At 55.2% G+C, this 26,730-nt stretch carries 22 protein-coding genes, 2 tRNA genes and 1 pseudogene; 6 read left to right on the forward strand and 19 right to left on the reverse strand.

Features of this window, described 5'->3' with window-relative positions:
• Position 1 precedes the first annotated feature (1 nt).
• The 4 genes from KHU29_RS19035 to acs form a co-directional block, all read right to left on the reverse strand.
• Complete coding sequence (locus KHU29_RS19035; protein ID WP_425514492.1) at positions 2–1,114, reverse strand: NAD(P)/FAD-dependent oxidoreductase; 1,113 nt, start codon at positions 1,112–1,114, stop codon at positions 2–4.
• Entirely contained in the window at positions 1,111–2,046 is a 936-nt protein-coding gene (locus tag KHU29_RS19040) for a 4-hydroxyproline epimerase (RefSeq protein ID WP_211454747.1), read from the reverse strand. The genes KHU29_RS19035 and KHU29_RS19040 overlap by 4 nt, the downstream gene beginning before the upstream one ends.
• 408 nt (positions 2,047–2,454) lie before the next feature.
• A tRNA-Ser gene (locus KHU29_RS19045) sits at positions 2,455–2,545 on the reverse strand.
• 499 nt (positions 2,546–3,044) lie between these two features.
• Entirely contained in the window at positions 3,045–5,027 is a 1,983-nt protein-coding gene (acs, locus tag KHU29_RS19050) for an acetate--CoA ligase (RefSeq protein WP_211454749.1), read from the reverse strand.
• A gap of 171 nt (positions 5,028–5,198) precedes the next feature.
• On the opposite strand from acs, the gene KHU29_RS19055 reads away from it, so the two are divergent.
• The 4 genes from KHU29_RS19055 (at position 5,199) to KHU29_RS19070 (ending at position 8,859) form a co-directional block, all read left to right on the forward strand.
• Positions 5,199–6,086 (forward strand): DMT family transporter, encoded by an 888-nt coding sequence (locus KHU29_RS19055; protein WP_211454750.1) that lies wholly within the window; start codon positions 5,199–5,201, stop codon positions 6,084–6,086.
• A gap of 156 nt (positions 6,087–6,242) precedes the next feature.
• Positions 6,243–7,790 carry a fumarate hydratase gene (locus KHU29_RS19060; RefSeq protein WP_211454751.1) on the forward strand — a complete coding sequence of 516 codons (1,548 nt, stop codon included), beginning with the start codon at positions 6,243–6,245 and terminating at the stop codon, positions 7,788–7,790.
• 25 nt (positions 7,791–7,815) lie between these two features.
• The gene (gene murI, locus KHU29_RS19065; protein ID WP_246542272.1) at positions 7,816–8,682 is read left to right on the forward strand and encodes a glutamate racemase; all 867 of its coding nucleotides are present in this window, start codon (positions 7,816–7,818) and stop codon (positions 8,680–8,682) included.
• A 101-nt stretch (positions 8,683–8,783) separates the two neighbouring features.
• A tRNA-His gene (locus tag KHU29_RS19070) sits at positions 8,784–8,859 on the forward strand.
• Between the two features lie 509 nt (positions 8,860–9,368).
• Here the strand turns inward: KHU29_RS19070 and KHU29_RS19075 are convergent.
• From KHU29_RS19075 to KHU29_RS19130, 12 genes and pseudogenes are all read right to left on the reverse strand, one after another.
• Complete coding sequence (locus KHU29_RS19075) at positions 9,369–10,451, reverse strand: porin (RefSeq protein WP_425514493.1); 1,083 nt, start codon at positions 10,449–10,451, stop codon at positions 9,369–9,371.
• Between the two features lie 572 nt (positions 10,452–11,023).
• Positions 11,024–12,085, reverse strand: coding sequence for an aldose epimerase family protein (locus KHU29_RS19080; RefSeq protein ID WP_211454752.1), 1,062 nt, complete (start codon positions 12,083–12,085; stop codon positions 11,024–11,026).
• Positions 12,086–12,111: 26 nt separating this feature from the next.
• A complete protein-coding gene (locus KHU29_RS19085; RefSeq protein ID WP_211454753.1) occupies positions 12,112–13,008 on the reverse strand; it encodes a dihydrodipicolinate synthase family protein in 897 nt (298 codons plus the stop codon).
• A gap of 33 nt (positions 13,009–13,041) precedes the next feature.
• The gene (locus tag KHU29_RS19090) at positions 13,042–13,938 is read right to left on the reverse strand and encodes an SMP-30/gluconolactonase/LRE family protein (protein ID WP_211454754.1); all 897 of its coding nucleotides are present in this window, start codon (positions 13,936–13,938) and stop codon (positions 13,042–13,044) included.
• A gap of 14 nt (positions 13,939–13,952) precedes the next feature.
• Positions 13,953–15,686 carry an L-arabinonate dehydratase gene (araD, locus tag KHU29_RS19095; protein WP_211454755.1) on the reverse strand — a complete coding sequence of 578 codons (1,734 nt, stop codon included), beginning with the start codon at positions 15,684–15,686 and terminating at the stop codon, positions 13,953–13,955.
• A gap of 66 nt (positions 15,687–15,752) precedes the next feature.
• Positions 15,753–16,529 (reverse strand): SDR family oxidoreductase, encoded by a 777-nt coding sequence (locus KHU29_RS19100; RefSeq protein WP_211454756.1) that lies wholly within the window; start codon positions 16,527–16,529, stop codon positions 15,753–15,755.
• An 82-nt stretch (positions 16,530–16,611) separates the two neighbouring features.
• A pseudogene (araH, locus tag KHU29_RS22475) lies at positions 16,612–17,541 on the reverse strand (L-arabinose ABC transporter permease AraH); the annotation flags it as partial.
• 6 nt (positions 17,542–17,547) lie between these two features.
• Entirely contained in the window at positions 17,548–19,065 is a 1,518-nt protein-coding gene (araG, locus tag KHU29_RS22480; RefSeq protein WP_211454761.1) for an L-arabinose ABC transporter ATP-binding protein AraG, read from the reverse strand.
• Between the two features lie 121 nt (positions 19,066–19,186).
• Entirely contained in the window at positions 19,187–20,176 is a 990-nt protein-coding gene (locus tag KHU29_RS19115; protein WP_211454763.1) for an arabinose ABC transporter substrate-binding protein, read from the reverse strand.
• A gap of 494 nt (positions 20,177–20,670) precedes the next feature.
• Positions 20,671–21,819: a galactonate dehydratase gene (dgoD, locus tag KHU29_RS19120; protein ID WP_211454765.1), complete on the reverse strand. Its 1,149-nt coding sequence runs from the start codon at positions 21,817–21,819 to the stop codon at positions 20,671–20,673.
• A gap of 64 nt (positions 21,820–21,883) precedes the next feature.
• Positions 21,884–22,507, reverse strand: coding sequence for a 2-dehydro-3-deoxy-6-phosphogalactonate aldolase (locus KHU29_RS19125; protein ID WP_211454767.1), 624 nt, complete (start codon positions 22,505–22,507; stop codon positions 21,884–21,886).
• 12 nt (positions 22,508–22,519) lie between these two features.
• Positions 22,520–23,599 (reverse strand): 2-dehydro-3-deoxygalactonokinase, encoded by a 1,080-nt coding sequence (locus KHU29_RS19130; RefSeq protein WP_246542274.1) that lies wholly within the window; start codon positions 23,597–23,599, stop codon positions 22,520–22,522.
• 170 nt (positions 23,600–23,769) lie between these two features.
• On the opposite strand from KHU29_RS19130, the gene KHU29_RS19135 reads away from it, so the two are divergent.
• Positions 23,770–24,603, forward strand: coding sequence for an IclR family transcriptional regulator (locus KHU29_RS19135; RefSeq protein WP_425514494.1), 834 nt, complete (start codon positions 23,770–23,772; stop codon positions 24,601–24,603).
• Positions 24,604–24,741: 138 nt separating this feature from the next.
• Here KHU29_RS19135 and KHU29_RS19140 read toward each other — a convergent pair whose 3' ends face one another.
• Complete coding sequence (locus KHU29_RS19140; protein ID WP_211454769.1) at positions 24,742–24,885, reverse strand: hypothetical protein; 144 nt, start codon at positions 24,883–24,885, stop codon at positions 24,742–24,744.
• Positions 24,886–24,950: 65 nt separating this feature from the next.
• On the opposite strand from KHU29_RS19140, the gene KHU29_RS19145 reads away from it, so the two are divergent.
• On the forward strand, positions 24,951–25,310 hold the full coding sequence (locus KHU29_RS19145) for a Tn3 family transposase (RefSeq protein WP_425514495.1): 360 nt from the start codon (positions 24,951–24,953) through the stop codon (positions 25,308–25,310).
• 211 nt (positions 25,311–25,521) lie between these two features.
• Here KHU29_RS19145 and KHU29_RS19150 read toward each other — a convergent pair whose 3' ends face one another.
• Both KHU29_RS19150 and KHU29_RS19155 read right to left on the reverse strand, forming a co-directional pair.
• Complete coding sequence (locus KHU29_RS19150; protein ID WP_211454771.1) at positions 25,522–25,836, reverse strand: hypothetical protein; 315 nt, start codon at positions 25,834–25,836, stop codon at positions 25,522–25,524.
• A gap of 296 nt (positions 25,837–26,132) precedes the next feature.
• The gene (locus tag KHU29_RS19155; protein WP_211454773.1) at positions 26,133–26,546 is read right to left on the reverse strand and encodes a hypothetical protein; all 414 of its coding nucleotides are present in this window, start codon (positions 26,544–26,546) and stop codon (positions 26,133–26,135) included.
• Between the last annotated feature and the right edge of the window lie 184 nt (positions 26,547–26,730).

Raw genomic sequence — 26,730 nt, forward strand, 5'->3', positions numbered from 1 at the left:
ATTATCTTCCTAATTGTTCGAAACGCGCCGGCAAATACGGCACTATCGGTATCTGTGTCTGCCTGCCAACGATCTGCGCGGTTAACAGCTGCGCGGTGGCCAGCGAGGTGGTAATACCGAGTCCTTCATGACCGGTAGCCAGCCATACATTCGGTCTCGATGGATGCGGCCCAATCAGTGGTAGACCGTCCCTGCTAGCGGCGCGCAGACCTGTCCAGCAGCGCAAGACATGTAAGTCCGTCAGCCCCGGGACGAAACTGGCAGCGTGCGCCAGCATGCGCGCCAGTATCGCCGGTTCGACAGTTTTATCGGTAACATCGAACTGACGCGAAGAGCCAATCAGCAACTGTCCCGTCGGGCGCGGCTGCAGGTTGAAGGCAACCGAATCGCCATCGGCCGCGTGCGCACTTTTGATATAGCCGAGTTCGACCAGTTGATGGTTGATCATTCCAGGATAGCGGTCGGTGATCGCGATATGACCTTTTTTGGGGCGAACGGGTAATTCCGGCAGCAGCTGTACCGACGCGCTGCCATTCGCCACCAGCACTATGCTGGCGTGTATTTCACTGCCATCGGCCAGTAACACGCCACCTTCGATTACAGCACTCACCTGGCCGCTGCGCAGCTTGGCGCCACGGCTCTGCGCACGAGCCAGCAGCAGCGCGGCGCTCTTGGGCGGATACACTACGGCGTCGGCGCTAACCCGCAATCCACCGCACAAACCGGGCCGCAGCTGTGGCTCATGTGCATACAATGACGCGGCATCCAGCAGCTCGCAAGCTATGCCGTGCTCACTCAAGGTGCGCTGCTTTTCGCGCGCGACGGCCAGTTCCTCCTCATCGGCGGCGATCCATAACGTGCCGCAACAGCTGTATTCATGGGGCTTGGGATCAACCGCGACCAGTTGCCGCCATAGAGCAACCGAGTAAGCAGTCAAAGCCAGTTCGGCAGGATTATCATCCATCACCACCAGATGCCCCATGCCAGCTGCGGTGGCGCCACTCCCGATCGCTTCGCGTTCGATGACCGTTACCGCCAAGCCCTCGGCCGCCAGCGCATCGGCGCAGGCGGCGCCGATAATGCCGGCGCCGACTACCAGGACATCGATGGTCAAACGATCCCCCAGGCGAACGGATCGTTCTGGTTGAAAATGAAGCTGCTTTCGGCGTTGACGTGCGCGCGGCCGCGAATGACCGGCAATATTTTCTCGCCTTGGCGCCGATACGAGGCTTCGAATACGCTGCCGATGATGCTTTCCTGGCGCCAGACTGCGCCTTCCGCCAGTTTGCCGTCCGCCGCCAGGCAGGCAATCTTTGCACTGGTGCCGGTACCGCAGGGCGAGCGATCATACGCTTTACCGGGACACAACACAAAATTGCGGCTGTGGTTGCCATCTTGCAGAGCAGGCGCAAACAATTCGATGTGGTCGACGGGCGCCTGGTTGGCGCCGGTAATACCGGCCAGCGCCAGATTCTCTCGTACCGCCCAGGAAAAATCGGTCAAAGCAGCGATGTTGTCTTGCCGCAGATCTTGACCATGGTCACCGATCAAGAAAAACCAGTTGCCGCCCCAGGCGATGTCACCCACCACCTGGCCGTAACCTGGCACCTGCAGCACTACATCCTTGTGCAGGCGATACGCGGGAATATTGTGCACCGTCACGCTGCCATCGTCGTGCAGTTCGGTTTCGACCACCCCGACGGGAGTTTCTATTTTGTAACGACCTGTACCCATGCGTCCCAAATATGCCAGCGAAGCAATCAAGCCGATGGTGCCGTGTCCGCACATGCCTAGGTAGCCGACATTATTGAAGAAGATGACGCCGGCAGCACAAGCAGGATCCTGCGGCGTGCACAGCAGCGCACCGACCAGCACATCGGAGCCGCGCGGCTCGCACACCACCGCAGTACGCAAATTATCGTGTTGCGAGCGCAATATCTGCAGCCGTTCGGACAAAGGGCCGCCCCCAAGATCGGGACCACCGTCGAGCACCAGGCGGGTAGGTTCACCGCCGGTGTGAGAATCAAGAATCGAGATTTTTTTCATGCTGACAGCGTAACCTTGCCCACCAACGCTGTCTTGCTACTACGCACCGCATTACATGACGAAATCGGCACAGTGCTAGCGTTACGCTCAACTGTTGCTACGGACGCAAACGAGGGTTGTTTTGATCAGCAGACCGGTCGTGGCGGAGGGGCTGGGATTCAATGTGGCGCAACTATGCCGCTATAGTGCTGCAGGAAACCAAAGTTACTGAGAGATTCACGGAGCATGATGTACGCGCGAGTGTGCCAGTGACGCAGATACCCTGGAACATGCCCGTATGCTGCTAGCGCATGTGGACGAAAAGATCACCAACAGAGTGTACCGACGCAAGCCGGAATTTGTAAAACCACTACGCTGATCTATAGTACAAATGAAAAGACCTCCCGCTCGGGATGCCTTATAAACACTTGGCGGAGAGACGGGGATTCGAACCCCGGATAGGCTATGAACCTATACACGCTTTCCAGGCGTGCGACTTCAACCACTCATCCATCTCTCCTGCAACTACAACAGCGCTTCGTTAGATTTGATTTTCACGAAGCCGCGTATTATAGCAACAAATCCGGCGGAAATCGAAATTTATGTAGAAAACCGTTATTCAGGCGCTGACCGGGCTGTCCAAGGGCGTAAGCCGGGTGCATCCTGCACTGGTTATCAACTTAAGTGCCTGTTTGTTTCTTTTCGTTTTACTGCTTCTGCTTCGTGGCCCACTAAGCGGGAGCAGAGTCTAATGCCGTTAAGTTAAGCCACAAACGGTATTCTTTAGATGGACCAATGCGGTCACTCCGTCATCCCCGCGAACGCGGGGATCCATGTTGCAGAGCATGGTGGTTAAGATGGATTCCCGCGTTCGCGGGAATGACGTGCCAAGCGCTATAACCGGTAACCTTGACTTAACGGCATTAGGGGCAGAGTGAAGTTTTGGCGGAAAGACATGCCGAAACTTCACTCTGCCCTCGCTTAGATCGAACCGCTCGTTGCATAGGCCGTTAAAACATTTATTGCGCTTCTTTGAGCTGGTCCAGGATGGCCGGGTTTTCCAGCGTGGAGACGTCTTGAGTGATCTCCTCGCCTTTGGCCAGCACTCGCAGCAGGCGGCGCATGATTTTGCCGGAGCGGGTTTTCGGCAAGTTGTCGCCGAAACGGATTTCGCGCGGTTTGGCGATCGGGCCGATTTCCTTGGCTACCCAGTCGCGCAATTCCTTGGCGATCTGTTTTGCTTCGTCGCCGGTCGGGCGGCTGCGCTTGAGTACCACGAAAGCACAGATGGCTTCACCGGTGGTTTCATCCGGCTTGCCGACCACGGCCGCTTCGGCAACCATCGGATTGGCTACCAGCGCCGATTCGATTTCCATGGTGCCCATGCGATGGCCGGAAACATTCAATACATCATCGATGCGGCCGGTGATGGTGAAGTAACCGGTGTCTTTATTGCGGATCGCACCGTCGCCGGCAAGGTACAGCGTGCCGCCGAACTCGGGCGGGAAGTAGGCGCTCTTGAAACGCTCAGGATTGTTCCAGATGGCGCGGATCATCGACGGCCATGGGCGCTTGACAACCAGGATGCCGCCGTGGCCATCCGGCAGTTCCTGCCCCGCTTCGTCGACGATCACCGCCTGGATACCCGGCAACGGCAAGGTGCAGGAGCCCGGTACCAGCGGCGTAGCGCCTGGCAGCGGCGAGATCATGTGGCCGCCGGTTTCGGTTTGCCAGAAGGTGTCGACAATCGGGCAACGCTCGCCGCCGATATGCTTGTGGTACCACATCCAGGCTTCCGGATTGATCGGCTCGCCGACCGTACCCAGCAAGCGCAGGGACGACAGATCGTATTGCGATGGATGAATGTTTTTGTCAGCATCGGCAGCTTTGATCAGAGAGCGGATCGCAGTCGGCGCCGTGTAGAAAATGGAGACTTTGTGCTTTTGCACCATATCCCAGAAACGGCCAGCATTAGGATAGGTCGGCACGCCTTCGAAAATGATCTGGGTGGCGCCGACAGCTGTCGGGCCGTACGCAATATAGGTGTGGCCGGTAACCCAGCCGATATCGGCGGTGCACCAGTAGACATCGTCCGGCTTGATGTCGAACACCCATTTCATGGTCAGCGCGGCCCACAGCAGATAGCCGCCGGACGAGTGCTGCACGCCTTTTGGCGTACCGGTGGAACCGGAGGTGTACAAGATGAACAGCGGATGTTCCGCATCGACCCATTCCGGCTCACAGGTTTCAGCCTGCGATGCTACCAGTTCATGCAGCCACAGATCGCGGCCCGCGACAAAATTGATGTCGCCGCCGGTGCGCTTGTAGACCACTACGTTCTTGACACTGTCGCAACCGCCCAAAGCCAATGCTTCATCGACGATGGCTTTCAATGGCAGACGCTTGCCGCCACGCGCTTGTTCGTCGGCGGTCAGCACGGCGACTGCGCCGGCATCGATGATGCGCTCTTGCAGCGACTTGGCGGAAAAGCCGCCGAACACTACCGAATGGGTGGCGCCGATACGGGCGCAGGCTTGCATCGCGACTACGCCTTCTACCGACATCGGCATGTAGATGACGACGCGGTCGCCCTTCTTGATGCCGAGCGATTTCAGGCCATTGGCGAACTGGCAGACTTTTTTATGTAATTCCTGATAAGTGACCTTGGTGACATCGCCGCTGTCGGTTTCAAAGATCACCGCGACTTTGTTGGCATTGCCGTTGTGCAAATGCACGTCGAGACAGTTGTAGGAAACGTTCAGCTTGCCGTCGTCGAACCATTTGTAGAATGGTGCATTGGATTCGTCCAGAACCTTGGTGAAAGGCGTTTGCCATTGCAGGTTTTCACGTGCCAAGCGGCCCCAGAATCCTTCATAGTCCTGCTCGGCTTCGGCTACCAGAGCGCGATACGCGTCCATGCCGGAAATTGCTGCAGTCTTGGAAAATTCTGCCGGGGCGGGGAAAATGCGGGTTTCCTGGCCAAAGGTTTCGATGTTCGCCATGCTGTCTCCTGCTTTTAATAATAGATACGCTAAGTTGACGCTAAAAGTAAACTTTTACACTTACTCAAGCCTTACATAGATCGATGCTAACGCTACCAGCGCCCCACAATCCACGCTGCAATCCGCCTTGCAATCGACTATCATCGCACATTCAGCTTAATCCTACAGTCCATGCACCACACAAAATCCTACGTTTACCTGGCACTGGCCATGATGCTGGTGGGCGCCAATATCGGTTTCGGTAAAGCAATCATCGCCGTGATGCCGGTGGTGGTGTTCGGCCTGTTGCGTTTTGTGATCGCCGTAATCGTGATGGCGCCGCAGTTCTTCAAAGCAGCGCCGCGCCTGGAGCGCCACGAATGGCTGACATTGTTTGGCCAGGCTTTCTTCGGTACGTTTTTATTTACGCTGTGCATGTTGTATGGAGTGCAGCACACCACCGCAACTGCTGCGGGCGTGATCACCAGCACCTTGCCGGCCGCAGTGGCGATTTTGTCGCGCCTGATCCTCAAGGAGAGATTGCAACCGCGTACGCTGGCTTCGATCCTGCTGGCGATTGCCGGTATTGCCGTGCTTAACCTGAGCAAGTCCGATGGCGGCGATACTTCAGTGATCGGCAATCTGCTTGTCATGGCTGCGGTATTGTGCGAAGCCACTTACGTGGTGCTCTCCAAGCGCCTGACGCAAACCCTGTCGCCGATGCGGATCACCGCTTACAGCCATCTGTTCGGCCTGTTGCTGATGCTACCGTTCGGTCTCATTGCCGCCTTTTCTTATGATTTCAGCCAGGTCACTGCCGGCATGTGGATGCTGATCTTCTGGTATGCGCTGGCAGCAAGCGTGATCGCGTTCTGGCTGTGGCTGACTGGCACCAAACATGTGCAAGCCAATGTGGCGGGCATCTTCACGGCCTTGATGCCGCTGGCCGCGGCCTTTATCGGCGTGGTGTTTTTGCATGAGAGTTTGAGCTGGGGCCACTTTGCAGCATTGGCGCTGGTGCTGACCGGAATCGCAGTGGCCAGTTGGCCGCAGCCCATGAAAGCCGTGCAAGAAGTGTAAAATAGCGACCTTATTCCATCCCGATGATTCCAATGAGCAACAGAATGTAGTTGTTGTCTACTTGTTGTCGACTTGTTGTCATTTGTTATCATTTTTTATCGCGAATTTTCACCGAATACTTTTACCGAATTCCGAATTCCATTACCGAGAAACGCCATGACCACCCTCACCACCGTCAAGCAAGAAGATCTCATCGAGTCGGTAGCCGCTGCGCTCCAGTACATCAGCTATTACCATCCCGTCGACTACATCCAGCATCTGGCACGCGCTTACGAGCAGGAGCAAAGTCCTGCGGCGAAAGACGCGATTGCGCAGATCCTGACCAATTCGCGCATGTGCGCTGAAGGCAAGCGGCCAATCTGCCAGGACACCGGCATCGTCAACGTGTTCCTGAAAATCGGCATGGATGTGCGCTTTGAAGGCTTCAAGGGTTCGATCACCGATGCCGTCAACGAAGGCGTGCGCCGTGGTTACCTGAATCCGGACAACATGCTGCGCGCGTCGATCGTGGCCGATCCGCAATTCGAACGCAAGAACACCAAGGACAACACACCAGCCGTGGTGCACATGGAACTGGTGCCGGGCAATACGATTGACGTCCAGATCGCGGCTAAAGGCGGCGGTTCGGAAAACAAGACCAAATTCGTCATGCTGAATCCTTCCGATTCGCTGGTCGACTGGGTCATGAAGACCGTGCCGACCATGGGCGCCGGCTGGTGCCCGCCGGGCATGCTGGGCATCGGTATCGGCGGCACTGCGGAACGGGCGATGCTGATGGCGAAGCAAGTGCTGATGGAAGATATCGACATGTACGACTTGCTCAAGCGCGGCCCGCAAAACAAGACTGAAGAATTGCGTATCGAACTGTTCCAGAAGGTCAATGCACTGGGTATCGGCGCGCAAGGACTGGGCGGCCTGACCACAGTGCTCGACGTCAAGATCATGATGCATCCGACCCACGCGGCATCGAAGCCGGTGGCGATGATTCCGAACTGCGCAGCGACCCGCCACGGCCACTTCGTGCTTGACGGCTCCGGCCCGGCCTACATGGAGCCGCCATCGTTGTCGGAATGGCCGGAAGTGCATTGGGTGCCGGATACCGAGAAATCGAAACGGGTTGATCTCAACACGCTGACCAAGGAAGAAGTCGCCTCGTGGAAACCGGGCCAGACCTTGCTGTTGAACGGCAAGATGCTGACTGGCCGCGATGCTGCCCACAAGCGTATCCAGGAGATGTTGGCCAAGGGCGAGAAGCTGCCGGTGGATTTCACCAACCGCGTGATCTACTACGTCGGCCCGGTTGATCCGGTGCGCGACGAAGTGGTTGGCCCGGCTGGCCCGACTACCGCTACCCGCATGGATAAATTCACCGACATGATGCTGGAACAAACCGGCTTGATTTCGATGATCGGCAAATCGGAACGCGGCCCGGTCGCGATCGAATCGATCAAGAAGCACAAATCGGCTTACCTGATGGCGGTTGGCGGCGCGGCTTACCTGGTTTCCAAGGCGATCAAATCGGCGCAGGTGCTGGGCTTTGCCGACCTCGGCATGGAAGCGATCTATGAGTTTGACGTCAAGGACATGCCGGTGACGGTGGCGGTCGATTCCAACGGTATTTCGGTGCACAACACCGGGCCGAAGGAATGGCAGGAAAAGATCGCGCATGCAGCGCTGTCGAAAATTCCTGTGACCACCATCTGAGTCGACTTGATTGAAATTAAGCGCAATGACAGGTAACACCCAAGAAATGCCGATGGCGCAAGTTGCGCCCATCGGCATTTTTGATTCCGGTATCGGCGGCTTGTCGGTGCTGCAGCATATTCGTCAGCATCTGCCGCACGAAGATCTTTTGTATTTCGCCGATTCGGCGTACGCCCCGTATGGTGATAAATCGGAAGCGGAAATTTCCACGCGCTCGCTGGCGGTAACGGAATTCCTTCTGCAAAGCGGCGTCAAGGCGCTGGTGGTTGCTTGCAATACCGCTACCACCGCCGCCATCAAGGCGATACGCAGCGCTTATCCCGACTTGCCGGTGATCGGTATCGAACCCGGGCTCAAACCGGCCGCCGCGCAAAGCCCGAGCAAGATCGTTGGCGTATTGGCCACCAAAGCGACGCTACTGAGCGCCCGGCTGCTGACACTGCAACAGCAAATCAGCGCGGCCAGTGGCGTGCGCTTTGAATTGCAGGCCTGCGTCGGCCTGGTCGACCAGATTGAAAAAGGCGAATTACGTTCTGCCCAAACCGCGCTTCTGCTACGGCGCTATATCAGTCCGCTGATAAAGCAAGGCGCCGATACGCTGGTGCTTGGCTGCACCCACTACCCTTTCGTCCGTCCGTTGATCGAAGAAATCGCTGGTGAGCTGACAACCCGGCCGGTCGCCGTTATCGATACCGGCGCCGCGGTCAGCCGTCAGTTGGTTAAGATATTGACTGAAAACAATCTGTTGCGTACTTCCGTGCATGCGGGCCAGGTGAGCGCCTTCACCAGCGGCAGCCAGTCCGCCCTGACGACCGCGTTTGCCAGCTTGCTACAGCTGCATCCACCGGTGTCGGTGGTGGCTACAATCGGCCAGCCAGCAGGAATTTCATAAAAACCGATAAATTAATTTGCCAAGCGGCGAGCAAGTTTGTATAATTGCCAGCTGCCTTAGTGCTGAATAAGCATGACGGTAATTGCAGTAGTACAGCAATGGTGGCTGTAGCTCAGTTGGTAGAGTCCAGGATTGTGATTCCTGTTGTCGTGGGTTCGAGCCCCATCAGCCACCCCAATAAATTCAATGCTCTAAACGATAGTACCTACTAACTTTTGGAAGATGGAATTCCAAATTTTGGAAGATGAAATGAAAAGCCACCCTTCGAAGGTGGCTTTTTTGCATCATTAATGAGATATTTCTCTGCTCTATTACTTAGGCAGAGCGACGGACTGTTAATCCGCAGGTCCCTGGTTCGAGTCCGGGTCGGGGAGCCAAGATATATAAGGGGTTGCATGCAAATCCAGCCCCTTTTCTTTTGTCCGGAAACATTGTTATATTTGCCAGTGGCAAATATACTTCGCGATTTTCAGTGTCACATTCCCGCAAACACACAGCCAAGGCACACACGTAAGTACTGACGCAAATACTAAACAGCCTCAGACTGCGGCGGCGATCAGGGTCGCCATATCCCTTGGCAAAAAAAGAAGGCAACAATCGTAAGACTGTTGCCTCCAACCTCAGGGATCCGGCAAGATCAGTGAGGGGGACGATACCTGGCTACTTAGCAGCTATATCAAATTCGCTTAGAAGGAGTGGCTGATGCCGGCATAACCACCGTTTTGCGCGTGGCCTGGCAACGGGCTGTCGAACTCTGTTCCAAAATTGGCATTACCCTTGTTGCGCATCGTGCCAACAGCCACGTACAACAAAGTCCGTTTCGACAGGTTGTAATTGGCCCCGGCCACAAACAGGCTACCACTTCCTGCATCGTGATTGAGCTTGGCATGGTAAGCAGCGCCGATCAGGGTCAATGCAGGCGTCACCGCGTAGTTGGCGCCGATCCAGTAATGATTGATCTTGTCCGGAGCAGTAGCCGCGGCGGTATCCGGGGCCGAGACATTCTCGTATCCTGCGAACAGTTTCAACTGGTCCACGGTGAAGGTGCCGCCCACAATCAGATCCTTGGAAGCGCTGTAGACGTCGGTATAACGGCCGTTGGCATCGCGGATAACGTCATAGATAGCACGCAGTTCGAGGCCGCCGGTGGAGTACAGCAGGGAAATGCCGTCTTTACGGCCATTTTTGGTGGAGCCGGCCTGCTCGCCCAGACTGGTTTGCACGGTAGCGTTAAAGCCGCCCCAGGTTGGTGTCTGGTATTCGATGACGTTGTTGGCTCCCGGCCAGTTGCGGCCCTTGACCAGATTCTGCGTACTCATGAATTGCTGGCCCGTAGGGTCGAGATTCCAGATGTCATTGACGATAAACAGGTTTTTGCCGAATTTGATCGAGCCGGCGCTGCCGTTCAAGCCGACATAAGAACGCCGATTGAACAAGGCGCTACCGTTTGTGGTCCCGTTTCTGGCATCAAACCCGGATTCCAACAGGAAGAAGGCGCTAAGTCCGCCACCCAGATCTTCGGTGCCCTTGAAGCCGATCATGCTGGTCCCCCACTGATTACCGGATGCCGCCCACTTGCTGCCGGTCTGGCCGGTCAGGTTGCCATTGGCATCTTTCAACGCAACGCTGCTTTGATAATCGATGCCGGCGTCAACCCGGCCGTAGATAGTGACGTTGGTTTGTGCCTGTGCCTGGGCACAAGCGGCACCGATCAACATCGTGACTGCCGCCGCCCGCATACATTGCAATTTGATTTTTTTCTGCTGCATGTTAAGTCTCCTTATGAGTTTAATTTTGCTCAATATCCCTCTTTTTTTGAGATGAAAATCGAGCCTTCCTTCGAAGTCTGTCGCGCGTAAAACAACGACAAACCGGCGACGGCACAGAAAGTCACAAATGCCGTATCCACCGATTGCCGCCTACGCCATATCCATTCGTTGCATCTTCAACTTGATCGACCGCAACCGGTATCGACAGGCCGGCGCTTCGCACCAATCCCGGCGGCGGCCGGCCACCCCAATGCGATTAGCCATGTTTGACGCTGAACCTGATTCGCCTGTCTGGCTGAAAAATATTTCACGAAGAGGATTTTGACTCACTGTATTTCAAGTTAAATTAACTGTCAATATCTGATATTAAATCCCAATATATAGGATTAATTTGTGCTGAAATGCGACACTCTCGCGATTTGATAGGCCATCTGAATAAATCAAGATGCATCAACGGAGAATTTTCTAAACTGAGATTTGAGGAATTTTCGGGTAAAGACAGCCCACTTTACCTACCGCCACATGGCGTTATCAAATAACGTCAGACATGGCCGCGCTAACCGTGACGCTTATCACTCGCTCTCTGCCAATCGATAAATGATTGTTCGTGAATAGGGTTGCGAAGGACTCGCTACCGCCGAGGGCCACTCAGGATGATTGACACAATCGGGATAGTTTTGGGGCTCAATACACAATCCAGCCAGCGGCCCATACAAACCAAAAGTACGTTCTTTGGAAAGTACGAATCCGTTATAAAAAATTGCGCCAGGTGCATCGCTCCCTACACTAAGCGTCCAAGGAGATCCTGGAGAACTAACGTGCGCCAGCATGCGGGTTGGATCGCGCTGGGGGTTCACATATGTGGTATTGAAACATCCGTTGGGCATTCTCGGCACCTGGTCGGACAAGGTACGTGCCACTCGAAAGTCAAAAGCCGTATTTTCGACTTCCAGCACTGCACCCGAGGGGATATAGTCACCACGATCGTGCAGATACTGGTCCGCGGCAATTTGCAATTGGTGGTCCATGATGCTTGGCTGATGCGCCTCACCTGCCCTCAACGAAACCCCATGCAGATTGAAATAGGCATGGTTGGTGGTGTTGATGATCGTTTCTTGTGCGCAAAAAGCTCTGTGGACGATGCGCAACAGGTCTTCGGACTCGAGGTCATAGCAGACTTCCATTTCGACAGAACCCGGATAACCTTGGTCGCCATCCGGGGAATGCAAACTGAACTCCACGCCGTGCGAGCCTATGCATTTCAGTTGCCACAGGCGTTGACCAAATCCCAGCGCACCGCCGTGGACATGATTCTTCCCGGAGTCGTTGCGCTCCAGGCGTACAATTTTGCCGTTCATCGGGAACTCGCCATTGGCGATACGGTTTGCAAACCGCCCTACGGTCACCCCCATTGAGACTTGATCCGCCAAGGCATGCCTCGGGTCGGGATAGAAAAGACATAGATCTACCCAATCGCCATCCCTGGTGAGGCGGCGCCAACGCTCGATGCGCGCACCGACATTCAGAAATGTCAGCCAGACCCGCGCACCTCGCACATGAATTCGAAACAAACCAGGTGCGACTGCAGCCAGTGATTCATGCCAAACCTCCATGGCCGATTCCATACTTTTCATGATGGCATCCTTTGCCACACAGAACGCTACCAGGCCAGCAAGTGATCGCTATAACGTTCCAGCGTGGCCAGACCAAAAGCATCAGGCGCCAACGCCGGAGCGCGATCAAACACCTGCTCCAGTCCCAGACGGCGAGCCGTCAGGCGTTTGCCATAGCACAGGAAGTTATCGATCGACTGCATCAGGAACACAATCAGCGGCAATATCTCACGGTACAGCGCCAGTGCCTGTTGCAAATTATCTTCGCCGCCTTGCCTGATCAGATTGTATATTTTGACCTGCACATCGAAACACTCCGGTGCCGGGATCAGGCCGGCACAGCCGGCCAGCAAATTATCCGGCAGTTCCAAACCGCCACGCCCGTTGAAAACAGTGAACATACCATCGGTAGTTTCAATGGTTTTCCGGATTGCGGCGGCAGTACCTTCGGCTTTCAGGATTTTTACGTTCTGATGATTCCGGCCCAGCACTTTCAAACCCGCATCAGACAAGCCCGTGCCCAAATACATGGCGGCATTCTGGATCGCTACCGGTACCGGACAAGCGTCGGCTACCGCGCCGAAAAAACGAATATATTCGGTCTCGGGCACGCTCCGGCCAGCCGGTGGTTGCAGCACCACCCAGTCGGCTCCCAGTCCGGCGGCCGCCTTGGCAAACGCCACATATTCGGGAATATTCGGCTCGCTGATGGTCACCGCCAGCGGTACCCGGCCAGCAACATCCTCGGCCGCCCATTCCATCACCTGGCGCCGTTCGCCGGCCGCCAGCTTATTGGCTTCGGTCGCCAAACCGAGGATGGCAATGCCATGCGCACCATGACGGATACTGGCTTCGACCTGAGCCCGCATGGCGTTGCGGTCCAACGTCCCGTCGGCCTTGAAGAACGCGTACAGAATCGGATAGATGCCCTGATAATTTGTCATGCCTGCTCCTTTGACTTCATTCATTTGTAATCGTTATATACGTCCACCGAAGCGCACCTCTGGCAAACCGCGCACATCATTGAACTGCTTATGGAACAGGCCGCCGGCCAGCGGCTCGTCGATCAGCATGCCGACCGAGAGCGATTCCTGCGCTGTCGTCACAAACAGCTGGTTGAACTGTGTACCGCCGAAGCAGACGCAGCTTGGCTGCGACACCGGCAGATGCAACATACGGTCAACGCCGCCATCCGGTGCGTAACGGACCACGCGGGCACCTCCCCATTGTGCGCTCCATAGGAATCCATCGGCGTCGACGGTCGCGCCATCGGGTGCAGCGGGGCCGGAGCCGAGCTCGGCAAACACATTGAACTGCGAGGCATCGCTGCTCCCGTAGCCGTCCCAGCGGTAGATGATTTTCCCTATCGAATCGCAAAAATACATGGCGCTGCCATCGACACTGAAACAAATGCTGTTGGCGATGGCAATCCTCGGCAATGGCAGACGTTCCAGCGTCAGATCGTGATTAAGCCGATAAAAACTACCTATTGACTCTTTGCTACCCCGTTCATCCATGGTGCCGAACACGAAGCGGCCCTGACGGTCGCAACGGCCGTCATTGACCCGCGTCATCGGCAATTCGGCTTCCACCGCACAGATATCGGTCACGGTCTCGGTGCGCAGATCGAAAAAAGCCAGTCGGGATGCCAGCCCTAACAAAAAAATGTTTTCATCTGTCGTGAATGCAAAACAGGACAGCCGCTCCGGCATGATCCAATCCCTGCACGCGCCACTATCCGGACAATAACAATGCAGCCGCTGCGCCAGGATATCGGTCCAGTAGACCCGTTGGCTGCGTTCGCACCACAGCACACCCTCCCCCAGATGGTTCTGGGCATCGACCAGCAGATCGAGTTGCTTCGCCGCACTCATGTTACCGTCCATGCTCAGTGTGATTCACGCGGCACTGCGGAACCGCGGCAACCGACCAGAAAATCCAGATCGACGCCCTGATCGGCCTGCAATACATGCTTTATATACATGGACTGATAACCGCCGCGCATGGCCGGCACGGGCGCCTGCCATTCTGCGCGCCGGCGGGCCAGTTCTTCATCGCTGACATCCAGGTGCAGACGCCGTGCCGCCACGTCGAGGTCGATCATGTCGCCGTCGCGCACCAGCGCCAGCGGGCCGCCCATCGCCGCTTCCGGCGCAACGTGCAACACCACGGTGCCAAACGCGGTACCGCTCATGCGCGCGTCCGAGATGCGTACCATGTCCTGGACTCCCTGCTCCAGCAATTTTTTTGGCAAGCCCATGTTGCCCACCTCTGCCATGCCCGGATAGCCTTTGGGGCCACAGTTTTGCAACACCATGACGCAGCTGGCGTCGATATCGAGATCGGGATTGTCGATTCTTTCCTTGTAATGCTCGATACTGTGAAACACCACGGCGCGGCCGCGATGCTGCATCAGCGCCGGCGTTGCGGCCGATGGTTTGATGATCGCTCCGCGCGGCGACAGATTGCCCTTCAAGACCGCAATGCCACCCTCTTCCTTGAAAGGCTCGGCCAGCGGGTGGATGACGTCGGGATTGAAATTTTCCGCATCCTCGACATTGGCCGCGAGGCTAGTCCCGGTGACGGTCAGAGCGTCGCCGTGCAAACTCCCCAGCAGCTCGCGAATAATCACCGGCAAGCCGCCCGCATAATAAAAATCTTCCATCAGATACTGGCCTGACGGCATCAGGTTCAGCAGGCAGGGGATATCGCGCCCCAGCCGATCCCAGTCTGCCAGGGTCAGGTCGACGCCAATACGGCCGGCAATCGCTAGCAAATGCACCACAGCATTAGTCGAGCCCCCGATTGCGCCATTCACCATGATGGCGTTTTCAAACGCCTGCTTGGTCAATATCTGCGATAGCTTCAAATCTTCATGCACCATATCGACGATGCGCCGTCCGGTCATTTGCGCCTGCAGCTTGCGCCGCGCATCGACGGCCGGAATCGCCGCATTACCTGGCAAGGTGACGCCCAGCGCCTCCACCATGCTGGCCATGGTCGAAGCCGTGCCCATGGTCATGCAGTGCCCGGTCGAGCGCGACATGCACGATTCGGCCTGCTTGAAATCGCTCAAGGTCATGCGGCCTGCACGCAAGTCTTCCGAGAATTTCCAGACGTCGGTGCCGGAACCGATAGGTTTGCCGCGGTAATTGCCGTTCAACATAGGGCCACCCGACAGGACGATGGTCGGCAGATCCACACTGGCCGCGCCCATCAACAGCGCCGGGGTAGTTTTGTCACAGCCGGTTAGCAGCACCACACCGTCGATCGGGTTAGCGCGGATCGATTCTTCCACATCCATGCTGGCCAAATTACGGAACAGCATGGCGGTCGGGCGTAAATTCGATTCCCCCAGCGACATGGCGGGAAATTCGACCGGAAAACCACCCGCTTCCAGGACGCCGCGCTTGACGGCTTCGGCCAGGTCGCGGAAATGACCGTTGCAAGGCGTTAGTTCGGACCAGGTGTTGCAGATGCCAATCACTGGTCTGCCATCAAATGCATCGTTTGGATAACCCTGATTTTTCATCCAGCTGCGGTGGATGAAACCATCTTTGTCGTCGCCGCCGAACCATGCTTGCGAGCGCAGGCGGCGGGATGGGTGTTTTGGTTCTGTCATAGTGCCTCCAGAATTGCCTTTGTAATTGTGGGAATTGAGGTTTCCCGCGATATTCCGAGTACCCGATCAGTCGTGATATACAACTGATCGTCCGCCATCAATGACGATGGTACTGGCGTTGATAAATGGCGCCTCGTCGGACGCCAGAAAAACTGCCGTCATCCCGACCTCATCGGGACGCCCGATGCGTTTAGGTGGCAGCAGATCGCAAGTAGCTTGCCGGGCAGCGGCAGGATCGGGAAAACTATTCCAGTGCTCGATATTCAGGCGCGTTTCGATATAACCCGGTGCAATCGCGTTGACACGTATGCCGCGGGCGGCGTACTCCAGCGCCAGCGCCCGAGTCAAGCCAATCACGCCATGCTTGGCCACCGGGTACGGAAAGCACCCGGGAATGATGGAAAAGGAATGCGTCGAGGCCATATTGATAATGCTGCCACCGCCGCCGTCGAGCATGGCAGGCAGCGCGGCCTGACAACAATGCCACACGCCGTCCAGGTCGACCGACATGCACAATTTCCAGTCATCCACCGTCATTTTCAGAGGTTCCCGGAAGACGTTGATACCCGCGTTGTTGACCAGCACATCGATGCGTCCAAACCGTGCCAGCGTTGCGGCCACCATGGCCTGAACCGATTCGGCCTGCGCCACATCGGTGCGAACGAACAACGCAGAGGCGCCTTGCGCTACGAGGTCACGCGTTTTGGCAGCCCCCACGGCCTCATCCAGTTCGGCAATCACCACGCTGGCACCTTCCCCGGCAAAGCAGTCCGCCACCGCCGCACCGATGCCTTGGCCGCCACCGGTCACGATGCAAATTTTTCCTTGAAGTCGATGAGTCATGTTTTTTTCCAGTACGGCTTTTCGTTATAGCAACGGAGATAGTGGGAAATCATTTTTCAGGAGCTCACTCAGCCCGACTCTTGAGCTGGTCCACCAGCACGGCCAACAACAAAATCGTACCCCGCACCACATATTGGTAGAACGAGTCGACATTGAGCAGGCTCATCACATTCTCCACGGTCCCCATGATGAGCACCCCTACCACCACCCCACTAATAGTGGCGCGTCCGCCCATCAAGGACACCCCGCCCAGCACGCAGGCCGAGATCACGCTGAGCTCAAAACCTTGCGCCGCATTGGGTTGCCCACTCGTAATGCGCGAGGCCAGGATGACGCCCGCCAAACCTGCTACAGCACCCTGGATCAGGAAGATGTAGACACGGGTCTTTGCAACGTTGACGCCGGCGAGCCGGGAGGCTTCCGGGTTTCCCCCGATTGCCAGGGTATTGCGTCCATATACCGTCTTGTTCAACATCACGCCGAACACCACAAAACACAGTACCGTGATCCAAATCGGGGTAGGAATGCCCAGCAGCATGCTCGTACCCAGGCCGAAAAAGCTCTCGTTGGTGACCCCGACCGCCTGTCCACCAGAGGCAAGGAAGGCCATGCCGCGCACGATTTGCATGGTTGCCAAGGTGGTAATCAACGCGTTGATGCGTAGATAGGAGATCACCGCGCCGTTGATCCATCCGACAATAATCCCGCACGCCAGGCTGGCCAGAATCCCCATGGTTATGCTGTCTGTCTTGTTCAGCACCATGGCGCAGACCACGCCCGCGCATGCCACGGTTGAACCAATCGAAAGATCGAAGTCACGCGAGGCCAGGCAAAACATCATGGTGCAGGCAAGCATGCCAATTTGCGAAACTGAAAGGCCAAGCCCGATCATGTTTTGCTGCGAAAAGAAATACGGCACGGTCAACGACAAGGTTACGAACATCGCGACAAAGATAAAAATCAGACTGTAGTCTTCGATGACCCGTCGCATCAAGGATGGTTGTGTTTTCATGTTCTCTCAATTTCCAGTTATTGAAGCAGTGGCGCTCTTGGGCAAAGCCATTGCAAGTACCTTGTTTTCATTGGCATCTTCGTGGCTCACTTCACCCACAATTTGTCCTTGACACATCACCACAATGCGGTCAGACACACCCAGTACCTCGGGTAGTTCACTAGACACCATCACAATGCCGCAGCCCTTACGCGCCAGCTCGTACATCACGGCGTAGATTTCATGCTTTGCGCCTACGTCAATGCCGCGTGTGGGCTCGTCCATGATGATGACTTTTACATTGGGTTCTGCCAGCCAACGTGACAGAATGGCTTTTTGCTGATTGCCGCCCGATAGAAAACGAATTTCCTGAGATCGGTTCGGTGTCTTAATTTTCAGCAATTTGATGAATCGGTCTGCCGTTGCGGCTTCTTTTTTATCGTCGACGAAAAATCTGAACTTGCGATCATGGCGTCGTACGCTCATGTTGATGTTCTCTGACACCGAGCGTCCGCCCACGATCCCCTCTTCCTTGCGGTCCTCGGGACAAAATACAATGCCGTTGGCAATCGAGTTTTGAATCCCCACTCCCTGCAATTCCTTATCACCCAGGAAAATTTTGCCGGTATGCATGGTCTCGGCCCCGTAAACCAACTTCATCAATTCGCTTCGGCCCGCACCCACCAAACCAAAAAAGCCAACGATTTCGCCCTGGCGAACCTCAAAACTCAGTGGCTGCGGCACGGACTTGCCTTGCATGTTTTCGACCTTCAGCACCACCGGCCCCAAGGGTCGAGGCTGGTAGTCATAGATATCGGCAATTTCACGCCCTACCATCTGGTTAATCAGCTCATGCTGGGACACCTGGCTCAGCGACGGGTAGGACACCACCTTGCGTCCATCCCTGAAGACGGTGCAACTGTCGCACAAACGATAAATCTCATCTAAGCGATGAGAAATATAAATCAATGCCTTATTCTTGCGCTTGAGGTCGTCCACCATGCGAAACAGGATTTCTGTTTCGCGATTAGACAGGCTGCTGGTAGGCTCGTCCAGGGCGATGATCTTGGCATCACGCATCAATGCCTTACAGATCTCAACCATCTGACGCTGCGCAATGGACAGATCTCGCAATTTGGCACGCGGATCGATGTCAACGCCCATTCGTTCCAACTCCGACCGAACCAACTCCAGTGCAGCAGACTCACGCAGATAGCCGAACTTTGAAATAAAATGTCCCAGCATGAGGTTGTCAGCCACCGACATGTCTGGCACATACTGGAGTTCCTGGTGGATGATCGCAACGCCAGCAGCAATCGAATCGCTGGCGCTACGGAAGTGCTGTTCCTGACCACCAATCAGAATTTGCCCTGACGATGGAATGTATTGGCCACCCAGGATTTTCAGCAGGGTAGATTTTCCGGCTCCGTTTTCGCCCATCAGTCCATGGACTTGTCCTTCGGCGGCCTCAAACGACACACCGTCAAGCGCTTTCACACCAGGAAACTGCTTGCTGATTGATAAAAATTGTAAATAGGTACTCACTGGCAGTCTCCTCGCGCTGGGCGATCTGCTGATTTATAACGAAGGCTGCGCCGGCCGCCCAATAGGTCTCGGCGCAGCTTGGCTTGTGCTTGCATGGCGGGTGAATACCCGCCTACATGGCTTACAAGCCCATTTCAGCCTTGACTTCTTTTTGGTTGCCGCGGTACATGATCTTGCCGCTGGTAAGGACCAAGGCTGGCGGAGCTTTGCCGTTCTTTGCCCAGTCGTACATGTTCACTGCGGTTTCATAACCATGGCGCTTCGGACTGATCAAGACCGTACCCAAAAACGCGGTTACGTCTTTCTTTGCGAATTCACTGACTGCGGAGGCGCTACCACCGATACCGATGGCGATCATGCTGTCCGCCTTGATACCCTGGCCTTCAGCGGCGCGCACGGCCCCTAAGACAGATTCATCGTTCAACCCGAAAGCCAGCCATTTTTTGAATTTCTGATTTTTCAGCAACGCGGTGCTGCCTGCATTGAAGGCACTCTCGGTATCTGTCTTCACTTCAGGTGCATTGACGACGTTGGCCATTGGGAAACCGGCGGCCTTAAGCGCATCGAGTACGCCATCAGTCCGCTCTTTTGCTGTAGGAAGTTCATCAAACGAAATGCGCAATGCGCCAACTTCGTTCATGTTCCATCCCCGTGCTTTCATCTCGGCGACCAGACCCGCTCCTACCTGTTTACCGATTTCAAAAGCGGAAATGCCCATGTGCGGCACGCTTTCTATTGGCTTGCCTTTACCGTCGATCAGGCGATCGTCTACAGTAGAAAACTTCAAGTTGAGTTGTTTTGCCTTGGCAACGATGGCCGTGCCCAGCTTGACATCGGGTACACAAATCACAAAGCCTTGCGCATGCTGCGCCGCGAGGTTATCAATGGCGCTCATCACTTTTTCGCCATTAGGAACACCAATTTTGATCAGCGTGAAACCTTTTTCTTTTGCTGCCTGCTCTGCAAAACGCCACTCTTCCTGGAACCAGCCTTCTTCAGGCATCTTGACCAGGAAGCCGATCTTGGTTTCCTCAGCCATCGCAGCATGACTAGCCAGCGCTATCGTGGCGAAGCCCAACATGGCAATCGATTTTCGGATTATGTTTTTCATGCAAAAGTCTCCTTGTTAGTTTCAAATCGGGGCTGCATCACAGCAAACTACCCCACTGTCCGGCTTCATGTAACACCGGGCCGATGGCCGCGACTTCATCGGTCCGGTTACTCCTCAAAATGACGATCAGGTCATTGTGTAGAATTGCGCGTGCAGCACGTCATGCTCAGACTATGGATGTGTTTGTGTTGCTGCCAATTGAATATTGCCCCGGGACCGGACGTTCGCAGAAAGCGGCACGAGCGCCGATAGCATGACGCTCCAATTTTCTCCTCCGGATAGTCTTACGACTAAGCCCCGTCCATGATCCGTTTCTCATGACCATGACCTGCTAACCGGGTTGGCTGCGCCAAATTCTGAATAGGTTTGAATTGCCGATGTCCGGCGGTGCATGTCGCATGCGTGTCTCCTTTTGGATTCTTCTAGATTTTTAGATTGAATCGATTGATAGTTGTATGAATGAGGCTATGGCTGCCTCTTTTTATTCGTTATTCCTACCACTCAGCGAAGCTGCCATCCTTGTGACGCCAGATCGGATTGCGCCAGCGGTGGCCGATAGCGGCGCGCTCCTTGACATATTCCTCGTTGATTTCAATGCCGAGCCCTGGTCCTTGCGGGATGGTCACGTAGCCTTTATCGTAGGCAAATACCTCAGGGTTTTTCACATAGTCGAGCAAATCGTTGCTCTCGTTGTAGTGAATTCCCAGGCTTTGTTCCTGGATGAATGCGTTGTACGACACTGCGTCAACCTGCAAGCAGGCGGCCAGGGCAATCGGACCGAGCGGGCAATGCAATGCCACTGCCACATCGTAGGCTTCGGCCATGGTGGCGATTTTACGGGTTTCAGTGATGCCGCCAGCGTGGGAAACATCGGGCTGGATGATGTCGACATAACCTTCGCTCAGGATGCGCTTGAAGTCCCAACGGGAATACAGCCGCTCGCCCAGCGCGATCGGGATGCTGGTGAGCGGCGCCAGCTCTTTCAAGGCTTCGTAGTTTTCACTGAGCACCGGTTCTTCGATGAACATCAGCTTGTACGGGTCCAGCTCCTTGATCAGGACCTTTGCCATCGGCTTGTGCACCCGGCCGTGAAAGTCGACGCCAATGCCGATATGCGGGCCGACCGCCTCACGTACCGCGGCGACGTTGGCCAGAGTCGCTTCCACTTTTTCATAGGAATCGACGAACTGCAGTTCTTCGGTGCCGTTCATCTTCACTGCGGTAAAGCCGCGCGCCACGGCATCCTTGGCCGCCGCTGCCGTATCGGCAGGGCGATCGCCACCGATCCAGGAATACACGCGGATGCTGTCGCGCACCGGGCCGCCCAGCAATTGGCTGACCGAAACGCCAAGCGCCTTGCCCTTGATATCCCATAGCGCCTGGTCGATGCCGGCCAATGCGCTCATGTGGATGGCGCCGCCGCGATAAAATCCGCCGCGGTACAGCACCGTCCAGTGATCTTCGATATGGCGTGGATCCTTGCCGATCAGGTAGTCGGACAATTCGTCGACCGCAGCGGCAACGCTATGTGCCCGGCCTTCAACGACCGGTTCGCCCCAGCCAACTACACCTTCATCGGTTTCTATTTTCAGGAAACACCAACGCGGCGGTACGATGTAAGTGGTCAGTTTGGTGATTTTCATTGTTGCGCTCTCTTCAATGGAGACGTCGGCTCGACGCCACGCTTTTTTTGAATCAGATTAATTTTCAAGGTTGCGTATTGCGCCATGCGGCAACGAATTTGACAGCATTCTGAGCGACCTGCGCTGCGCTTAGACCGGGTTTATAGAGCGCCGAGCCCAGGCCAAAACCAGATGCACCTGAGGTAACAAAAGTTGCCAGATTTTCGGGCGTGATACCACCCACCGGAATCAATGCAACCGCCGCTGGAATGACTGCGCGCCATGCTTTGACCACGTTCGCCCCTAATTGCTCGGCCGGGAACATTTTCAATACGTCGGCGCCGGCAGCCAGCGCGGCAAATGCTTCCGTTACCGTGGCCACCCCCGGCGCGCAAGCTAATCCGGCCTGCTTGGCGGCAGCGATCACCAGCGGGTCGCTATGCGGCATCACGATGATCTCACCGCCGGCACGTTTAACCTCTGCCACCTGATCCGTCGTCAATACAGTGCCGGCACCGATTACGCAGTCTGCCGGCAAGCCGTTGCGCAGGGTGCGGATGCTGTCGAAAGGCTGTGGCGAGTTGAGCGGCACCTCAATGATCCGGAAGCCGGCTTCGTACAGTTTCAAACCGATCGCCGCCACTTCGTGCGGCTCAACGCCGCGCAGAATCGCAATCAGGCCACAATGTTGCATTGCATTTTTTAGCATGTCATTCTTTGGTTATGGTTGTATACGAGTCAGTAGACCCGCGGCCAGCGCCAGTTGCCACAAGCCGCGTTCTGTTGCTTGTTCCGCCACTTCGACCTGATCAATACCATATGCTTTGAGGGCTCGCACGTAACGTTCGCACAACGCCGCATCGCCGATCAGTATCACGCGCGGAAACTGCTGGCGTTGCTCCGTCAATGAAGCTTGTAATGCCGCCACTTCATGGCCGATCAGTAACCCTGACAGATACTCGCGTTGGCCTGCGGCATCCAGCACACCGGTCAGGCCTAGTGTGCGTGTGCTGAAGATGGTAGACAGGACGCCGGCGCGTCCTGCCGGTGTTTTCGCCACCAGGACGCCGCGGTCGAATGCACCATGATCGCCGCGGCTGATGTCGCTGGCTTGCATGCCGCGCGCCAGAATGGTGTGCGCGCAAAGCGCTGCGTACACGTCGCCAGTCATGAATGTGCTGAAATGCTCGATGTGACTTTTCATTTCACGATGCTGCCCGCGTACTTGAACCCATTTGGAATGGGTGCCGGGCAAGCCGATCAGGACCGCATCCGGCTCATCTTGCTGTTCTGTGCTGGAGCTGCTTTTATTGAAATCGAGCATGCTGAGCGCACCGATTACCTGAGCCTCTTCACCTCGGATGACGTCCGGTAGTGCCGAGTTCTGGATCAGCCCGGGTACGATATATATGATCTGGCCGGTGCGCGTGCGTACGGTACTCAGCGTCCTGCCGATCTGATCGACCGTAATCGGTATCGATAAGTAAGGCGCTTCGCGCCAGCCCTCACGGCTGCCGACCATCCCTGCCGCAATCACCGGGGTGTGCGGCGCGGCAAGGAGCCAATCGCCGCAAGCTTGCTCAAACGCCAACTCAAACCCCTCCTTGCCATCCGCACCGGAATTTTCAGCTGACACAACCTCCGGCAGGCGCATCACGCCCCACGGCAACGCGCGTAACTCCAATACCTGACCGTCCACACCGAGACGATAAGCCCGCAACGACGAGGTGCCCCAGTCGAGTGCGATTAGCTGTGTTTGATTTTGTGCCTGATTCATCAATTTGTTTGGAAAAGATTCCATGGGAGTATTTTGACGTACTTTATTTGAAGTTACCTAACCTGTCAATATATGAAATCAAATCCCAATATATAGTATTTAATTCAAATAACACATGACTCTATCGCCGTTTCTCATTTAAACGGTTATCCTATGCGCTTCTTCGATAGGAATTTTTACGATGCCGGACTTTCATGATGCGTAAGCCCCCCGACTTGACCGAGGTAGATCAAAATAGCGCCACTACTACAGGCACCCAAACGCTGGCGCGCGGGTTGTCGGTATTGCAAGCGGTAGCCGGCGGTGCGCGTGAGTTGATGGAAATTTCGCGGGTAGTTGGTACCACTCGTAGCACGACTCACCGACTCGCGAGTTGCCTGGTGCAGGAGCGCTATCTACGCTTTACGGCGAATGTCGGATATGCGCTAGGACCAAAGTTGATTGAATTGGGGTTTCAGGCGCGCGAAGAAATTTCGCTGACAGTGGTTGCTCGCCCCTATCTCGATCAACTGGCAGAACAGTCCGGCGACACCATTCATCTGGCCATACGCGACGCCGACGATGTGCTTTACCTGGATAAAATTCCCGGGAAAAAGGGATTGGAAATGCGCTCACGCGTGGGCCATCGAATGCCGATCGCGACCACCGGTGTTGGCAAGGCATTGATGCTGGGAATGCCGGAGGATGAATGGAAAAGTCTTTACCAGAAGCGCAACACGGCAGCCAACTCCGACACTTCCAAACTATTGCAAAAGCGCAGCTGGACTGAATTTCGCGATCAGATGCGTCAATACACGGCGGGAGGCTACGCCTTCGACCTGGAGGACAACGAACCGTCGATTCGCTGTGTCGCAGCACCAATTTACGACGCCCGCCACATGATTGTCGCTGCGATCAGCGTGTCCAGCACCGTTCCTTATATGTCGCTCAAGCGAATGCAATCGCTGATCGACACCGTCAAGCAAGCGGCCTCCGGCATTTCTGGTGAGCTGGGGGCTACTGTTGCAAAAATGCAACTTGTCAGTTAACGCTTATAGAACGGCCCGAACGGTAACCTCAACTGAACGTAATACATGATGGCATCGAATTCGCGTGTATAGGCGGCGATAAAACGGGACTGCATATATGCAATCCCGTTTCCCCAGACACCTTGGAGGTGCAAATGATTAGTCGTTTTCAACCCAGAATTCGATTGCCATGGCCGGAATCGTTATGTTGAGCATGACGCCGGACATACCGCCCAGCGGGATACCCTGGTACTGCCCCGTATTGTCAGCTTGGTAGGCGCTGCGCGCGGTGGCGTTATACACTCAATAATCCGTGCTTTACCGAGTACGTTCTGAAATACATCGACGGCCCAAATCTCCGGCAAGGGATCCAGAAAGCTTTGAATCGGGGGGATGCCTATCATCGTTTCCGGCACGCAGTTGCGTTCGTCAACGGAGAGAAATTCCGCGTCAAGACCGAAGAAGAGCAACATGCGTGGAACGAATGTTCACGGTTGATTGCCAATGCAGTCATTTATTACAACACACTAATATTGTCCCGCCTCTATGAGCGAAAATTGATTTCTGGCGGCAAGCTGGCGATCGAGCTGATGCGTCGGATTTCGCCAATTGCCCGGCAGCACATTAATCTATCCGGAACCTTTGAATTCAGCCCAAGTACGTCAACGCTAGACGTGACGCCTGGGCATCTTTATATTTGGATCCGACTTATTGGCTCAATACCTTAAAGGACCAAGAGGAGGCACCGCCAAGGTGAAGGTAAAAGCTTCCCCAAAAATGTAAAAACAGCGAGGGGATTGGTTTCAAAACCGACCAAGGATTGAGTGAAACCTGTAGGCAGCAGGGAGTATTTTTGGCTAATTTTACATTTGTGGGGGATGGGCGAATTTAGTTATATTGACAATCTATCATGCGGACTCTGCATTGTACCGACTCCAATCATTTTTTCTGCTTGAGGTACTTGCCACCCGCGCGAAATGTTTGACGTCGATCCCCCATCAAGGCACGCAATTCTCTGATACTCAGATTGCTGATTTCATGCATGCGGATCAGCATTGACGCACCTACTGGCATACTGTGGTGGCGAATTTTGCTAATAACCGGTGGTGCGATTTCGAGCACGCGAGAAAGTTCAGCGTCATTTTTCAATCGCAACGTGTTGACCAGTGTATTCAACAGATGATTTGGATCATACGTCACCAGTTCAACGAGTTTCGTGTCAGTGAAAACGGGTAAGGGATAGTTGGCAGTCACGAGAAATTATTCCATCATTGATTGATAAAAGGAGTGTGTTTTGATGCAAAAGTGTACTGGCTACTGCTTGAGTAGAATGAAAACCATCACGCATCTATGCAGTTTGGGCAACGCGTCGTATTGAGCGTGGTGCCATTGTCGCGCCGCACTTCTTGAGTAAATCAAGCAAGTGGACGCCGCCGCTGGATTCAAACCAACGACAAAAACCCAGGCGCTCAGAGGGGAGCCATCACAGACATCTGTGGGAGCGCATATTTCAAGGAAGACGCATTTGTATTGTCCAAAGATGCGCCAGATCAGCGACGCAGGCCTTGCTCATATTGTCCTCTTTGAATATTCGATGCAGCAGCGTTAATATTCTGAATTATTCCGTAAATCGTACCTCCAATCGCGTCACCCAATTCCGGAGCATAGCTGGTGATGAGGTAGTTAATTCCCGTACCAACTTCGTAGCCCGCCCCAAATGCCGGGAGCAAGCGACCACCAGTAAAAATCGCCGTCTCTGCAATCGCAGAGCTCGCTGCCAGGCTGCCGATCGGTGCTGTGCGAAATTCAAGATATATTTCGTAAATAGTCATGTCTATGGTTGGTGCCGCAAATATCGTGACCTTTCCACTGACGGGAGTAACTGCACTCCGCTTCGCTTTTTCTTCAAAAGCTACTTGAACTTCGGAAGTGGCATGCGTGCTTAGCCCAAGCCCCTTTGTCATATAAAACAGTTCTCTACAACGAGTAGAACAACAACCTAGACAGTCCCATGAGCCAACCGGCGCGTGTCAAGATAGTTGTCGCCTGACTTATGCAGCCAATCGATCTATAGAAAGGTTGGCCAATTCAGCTGCGACGACTGAATCCCGTTCTGGATTGAGCGTGACGGCTTGAATCGGTTTCCAG

The sequence above is a fragment of the Collimonas antrihumi genome, assembly GCF_018304965.1.
In the GTDB taxonomy this organism is placed as follows: domain Bacteria; phylum Pseudomonadota; class Gammaproteobacteria; order Burkholderiales; family Burkholderiaceae_D; genus Collimonas; species Collimonas antrihumi.

Excerpts from the sequence above, each read along its gene's own strand:
- KHU29_RS19080 (WP_211454752.1), bottom strand. The coding sequence starts at position 12,085 with ATGAAAAGTATGGAATCGGCCATGGAGGTTTGGCATGAATCACTGGCT.
- KHU29_RS19130 (WP_246542274.1), bottom strand. The coding sequence starts at position 23,599 with ATGGAATCTTTTCCAAACAAATTGATGAATCAGGCACAAAATCAAACA.
- KHU29_RS19090 (WP_211454754.1), bottom strand. The coding sequence starts at position 13,938 with ATGAGTGCGGCGAAGCAACTCGATCTGCTGGTCGATGCCCAGAACCAT.
- KHU29_RS19040 (WP_211454747.1), bottom strand. The coding sequence starts at position 2,046 with ATGAAAAAAATCTCGATTCTTGATTCTCACACCGGCGGTGAACCTACC.
- KHU29_RS19115 (WP_211454763.1), bottom strand. The coding sequence starts at position 20,176 with ATGAAAAACATAATCCGAAAATCGATTGCCATGTTGGGCTTCGCCACG.
- KHU29_RS19075 (WP_425514493.1), bottom strand. The coding sequence starts at position 10,451 with ATGCAGCAGAAAAAAATCAAATTGCAATGTATGCGGGCGGCGGCAGTC.
- KHU29_RS19100 (WP_211454756.1), bottom strand. The coding sequence starts at position 16,529 with ATGACTCATCGACTTCAAGGAAAAATTTGCATCGTGACCGGTGGCGGC.
- acs (WP_211454749.1), bottom strand. The coding sequence starts at position 5,027 with ATGGCGAACATCGAAACCTTTGGCCAGGAAACCCGCATTTTCCCCGCC.
- KHU29_RS19060 (WP_211454751.1), top strand. The coding sequence starts at position 6,243 with ATGACCACCCTCACCACCGTCAAGCAAGAAGATCTCATCGAGTCGGTA.
- KHU29_RS19125 (WP_211454767.1), bottom strand. The coding sequence starts at position 22,507 with ATGCTAAAAAATGCAATGCAACATTGTGGCCTGATTGCGATTCTGCGC.
- araD (WP_211454755.1), bottom strand. The coding sequence starts at position 15,686 with ATGACAGAACCAAAACACCCATCCCGCCGCCTGCGCTCGCAAGCATGG.
- KHU29_RS19155 (WP_211454773.1), bottom strand. The coding sequence starts at position 26,546 with ATGACAAAGGGGCTTGGGCTAAGCACGCATGCCACTTCCGAAGTTCAA.
- KHU29_RS19055 (WP_211454750.1), top strand. The coding sequence starts at position 5,199 with ATGCACCACACAAAATCCTACGTTTACCTGGCACTGGCCATGATGCTG.
- murI (WP_246542272.1), top strand. The coding sequence starts at position 7,816 with ATGACAGGTAACACCCAAGAAATGCCGATGGCGCAAGTTGCGCCCATC.
- KHU29_RS19085 (WP_211454753.1), bottom strand. The coding sequence starts at position 13,008 with ATGACAAATTATCAGGGCATCTATCCGATTCTGTACGCGTTCTTCAAG.
- KHU29_RS19135 (WP_425514494.1), top strand. The coding sequence starts at position 23,770 with ATGATGCGTAAGCCCCCCGACTTGACCGAGGTAGATCAAAATAGCGCC.
- dgoD (WP_211454765.1), bottom strand. The coding sequence starts at position 21,819 with ATGAAAATCACCAAACTGACCACTTACATCGTACCGCCGCGTTGGTGT.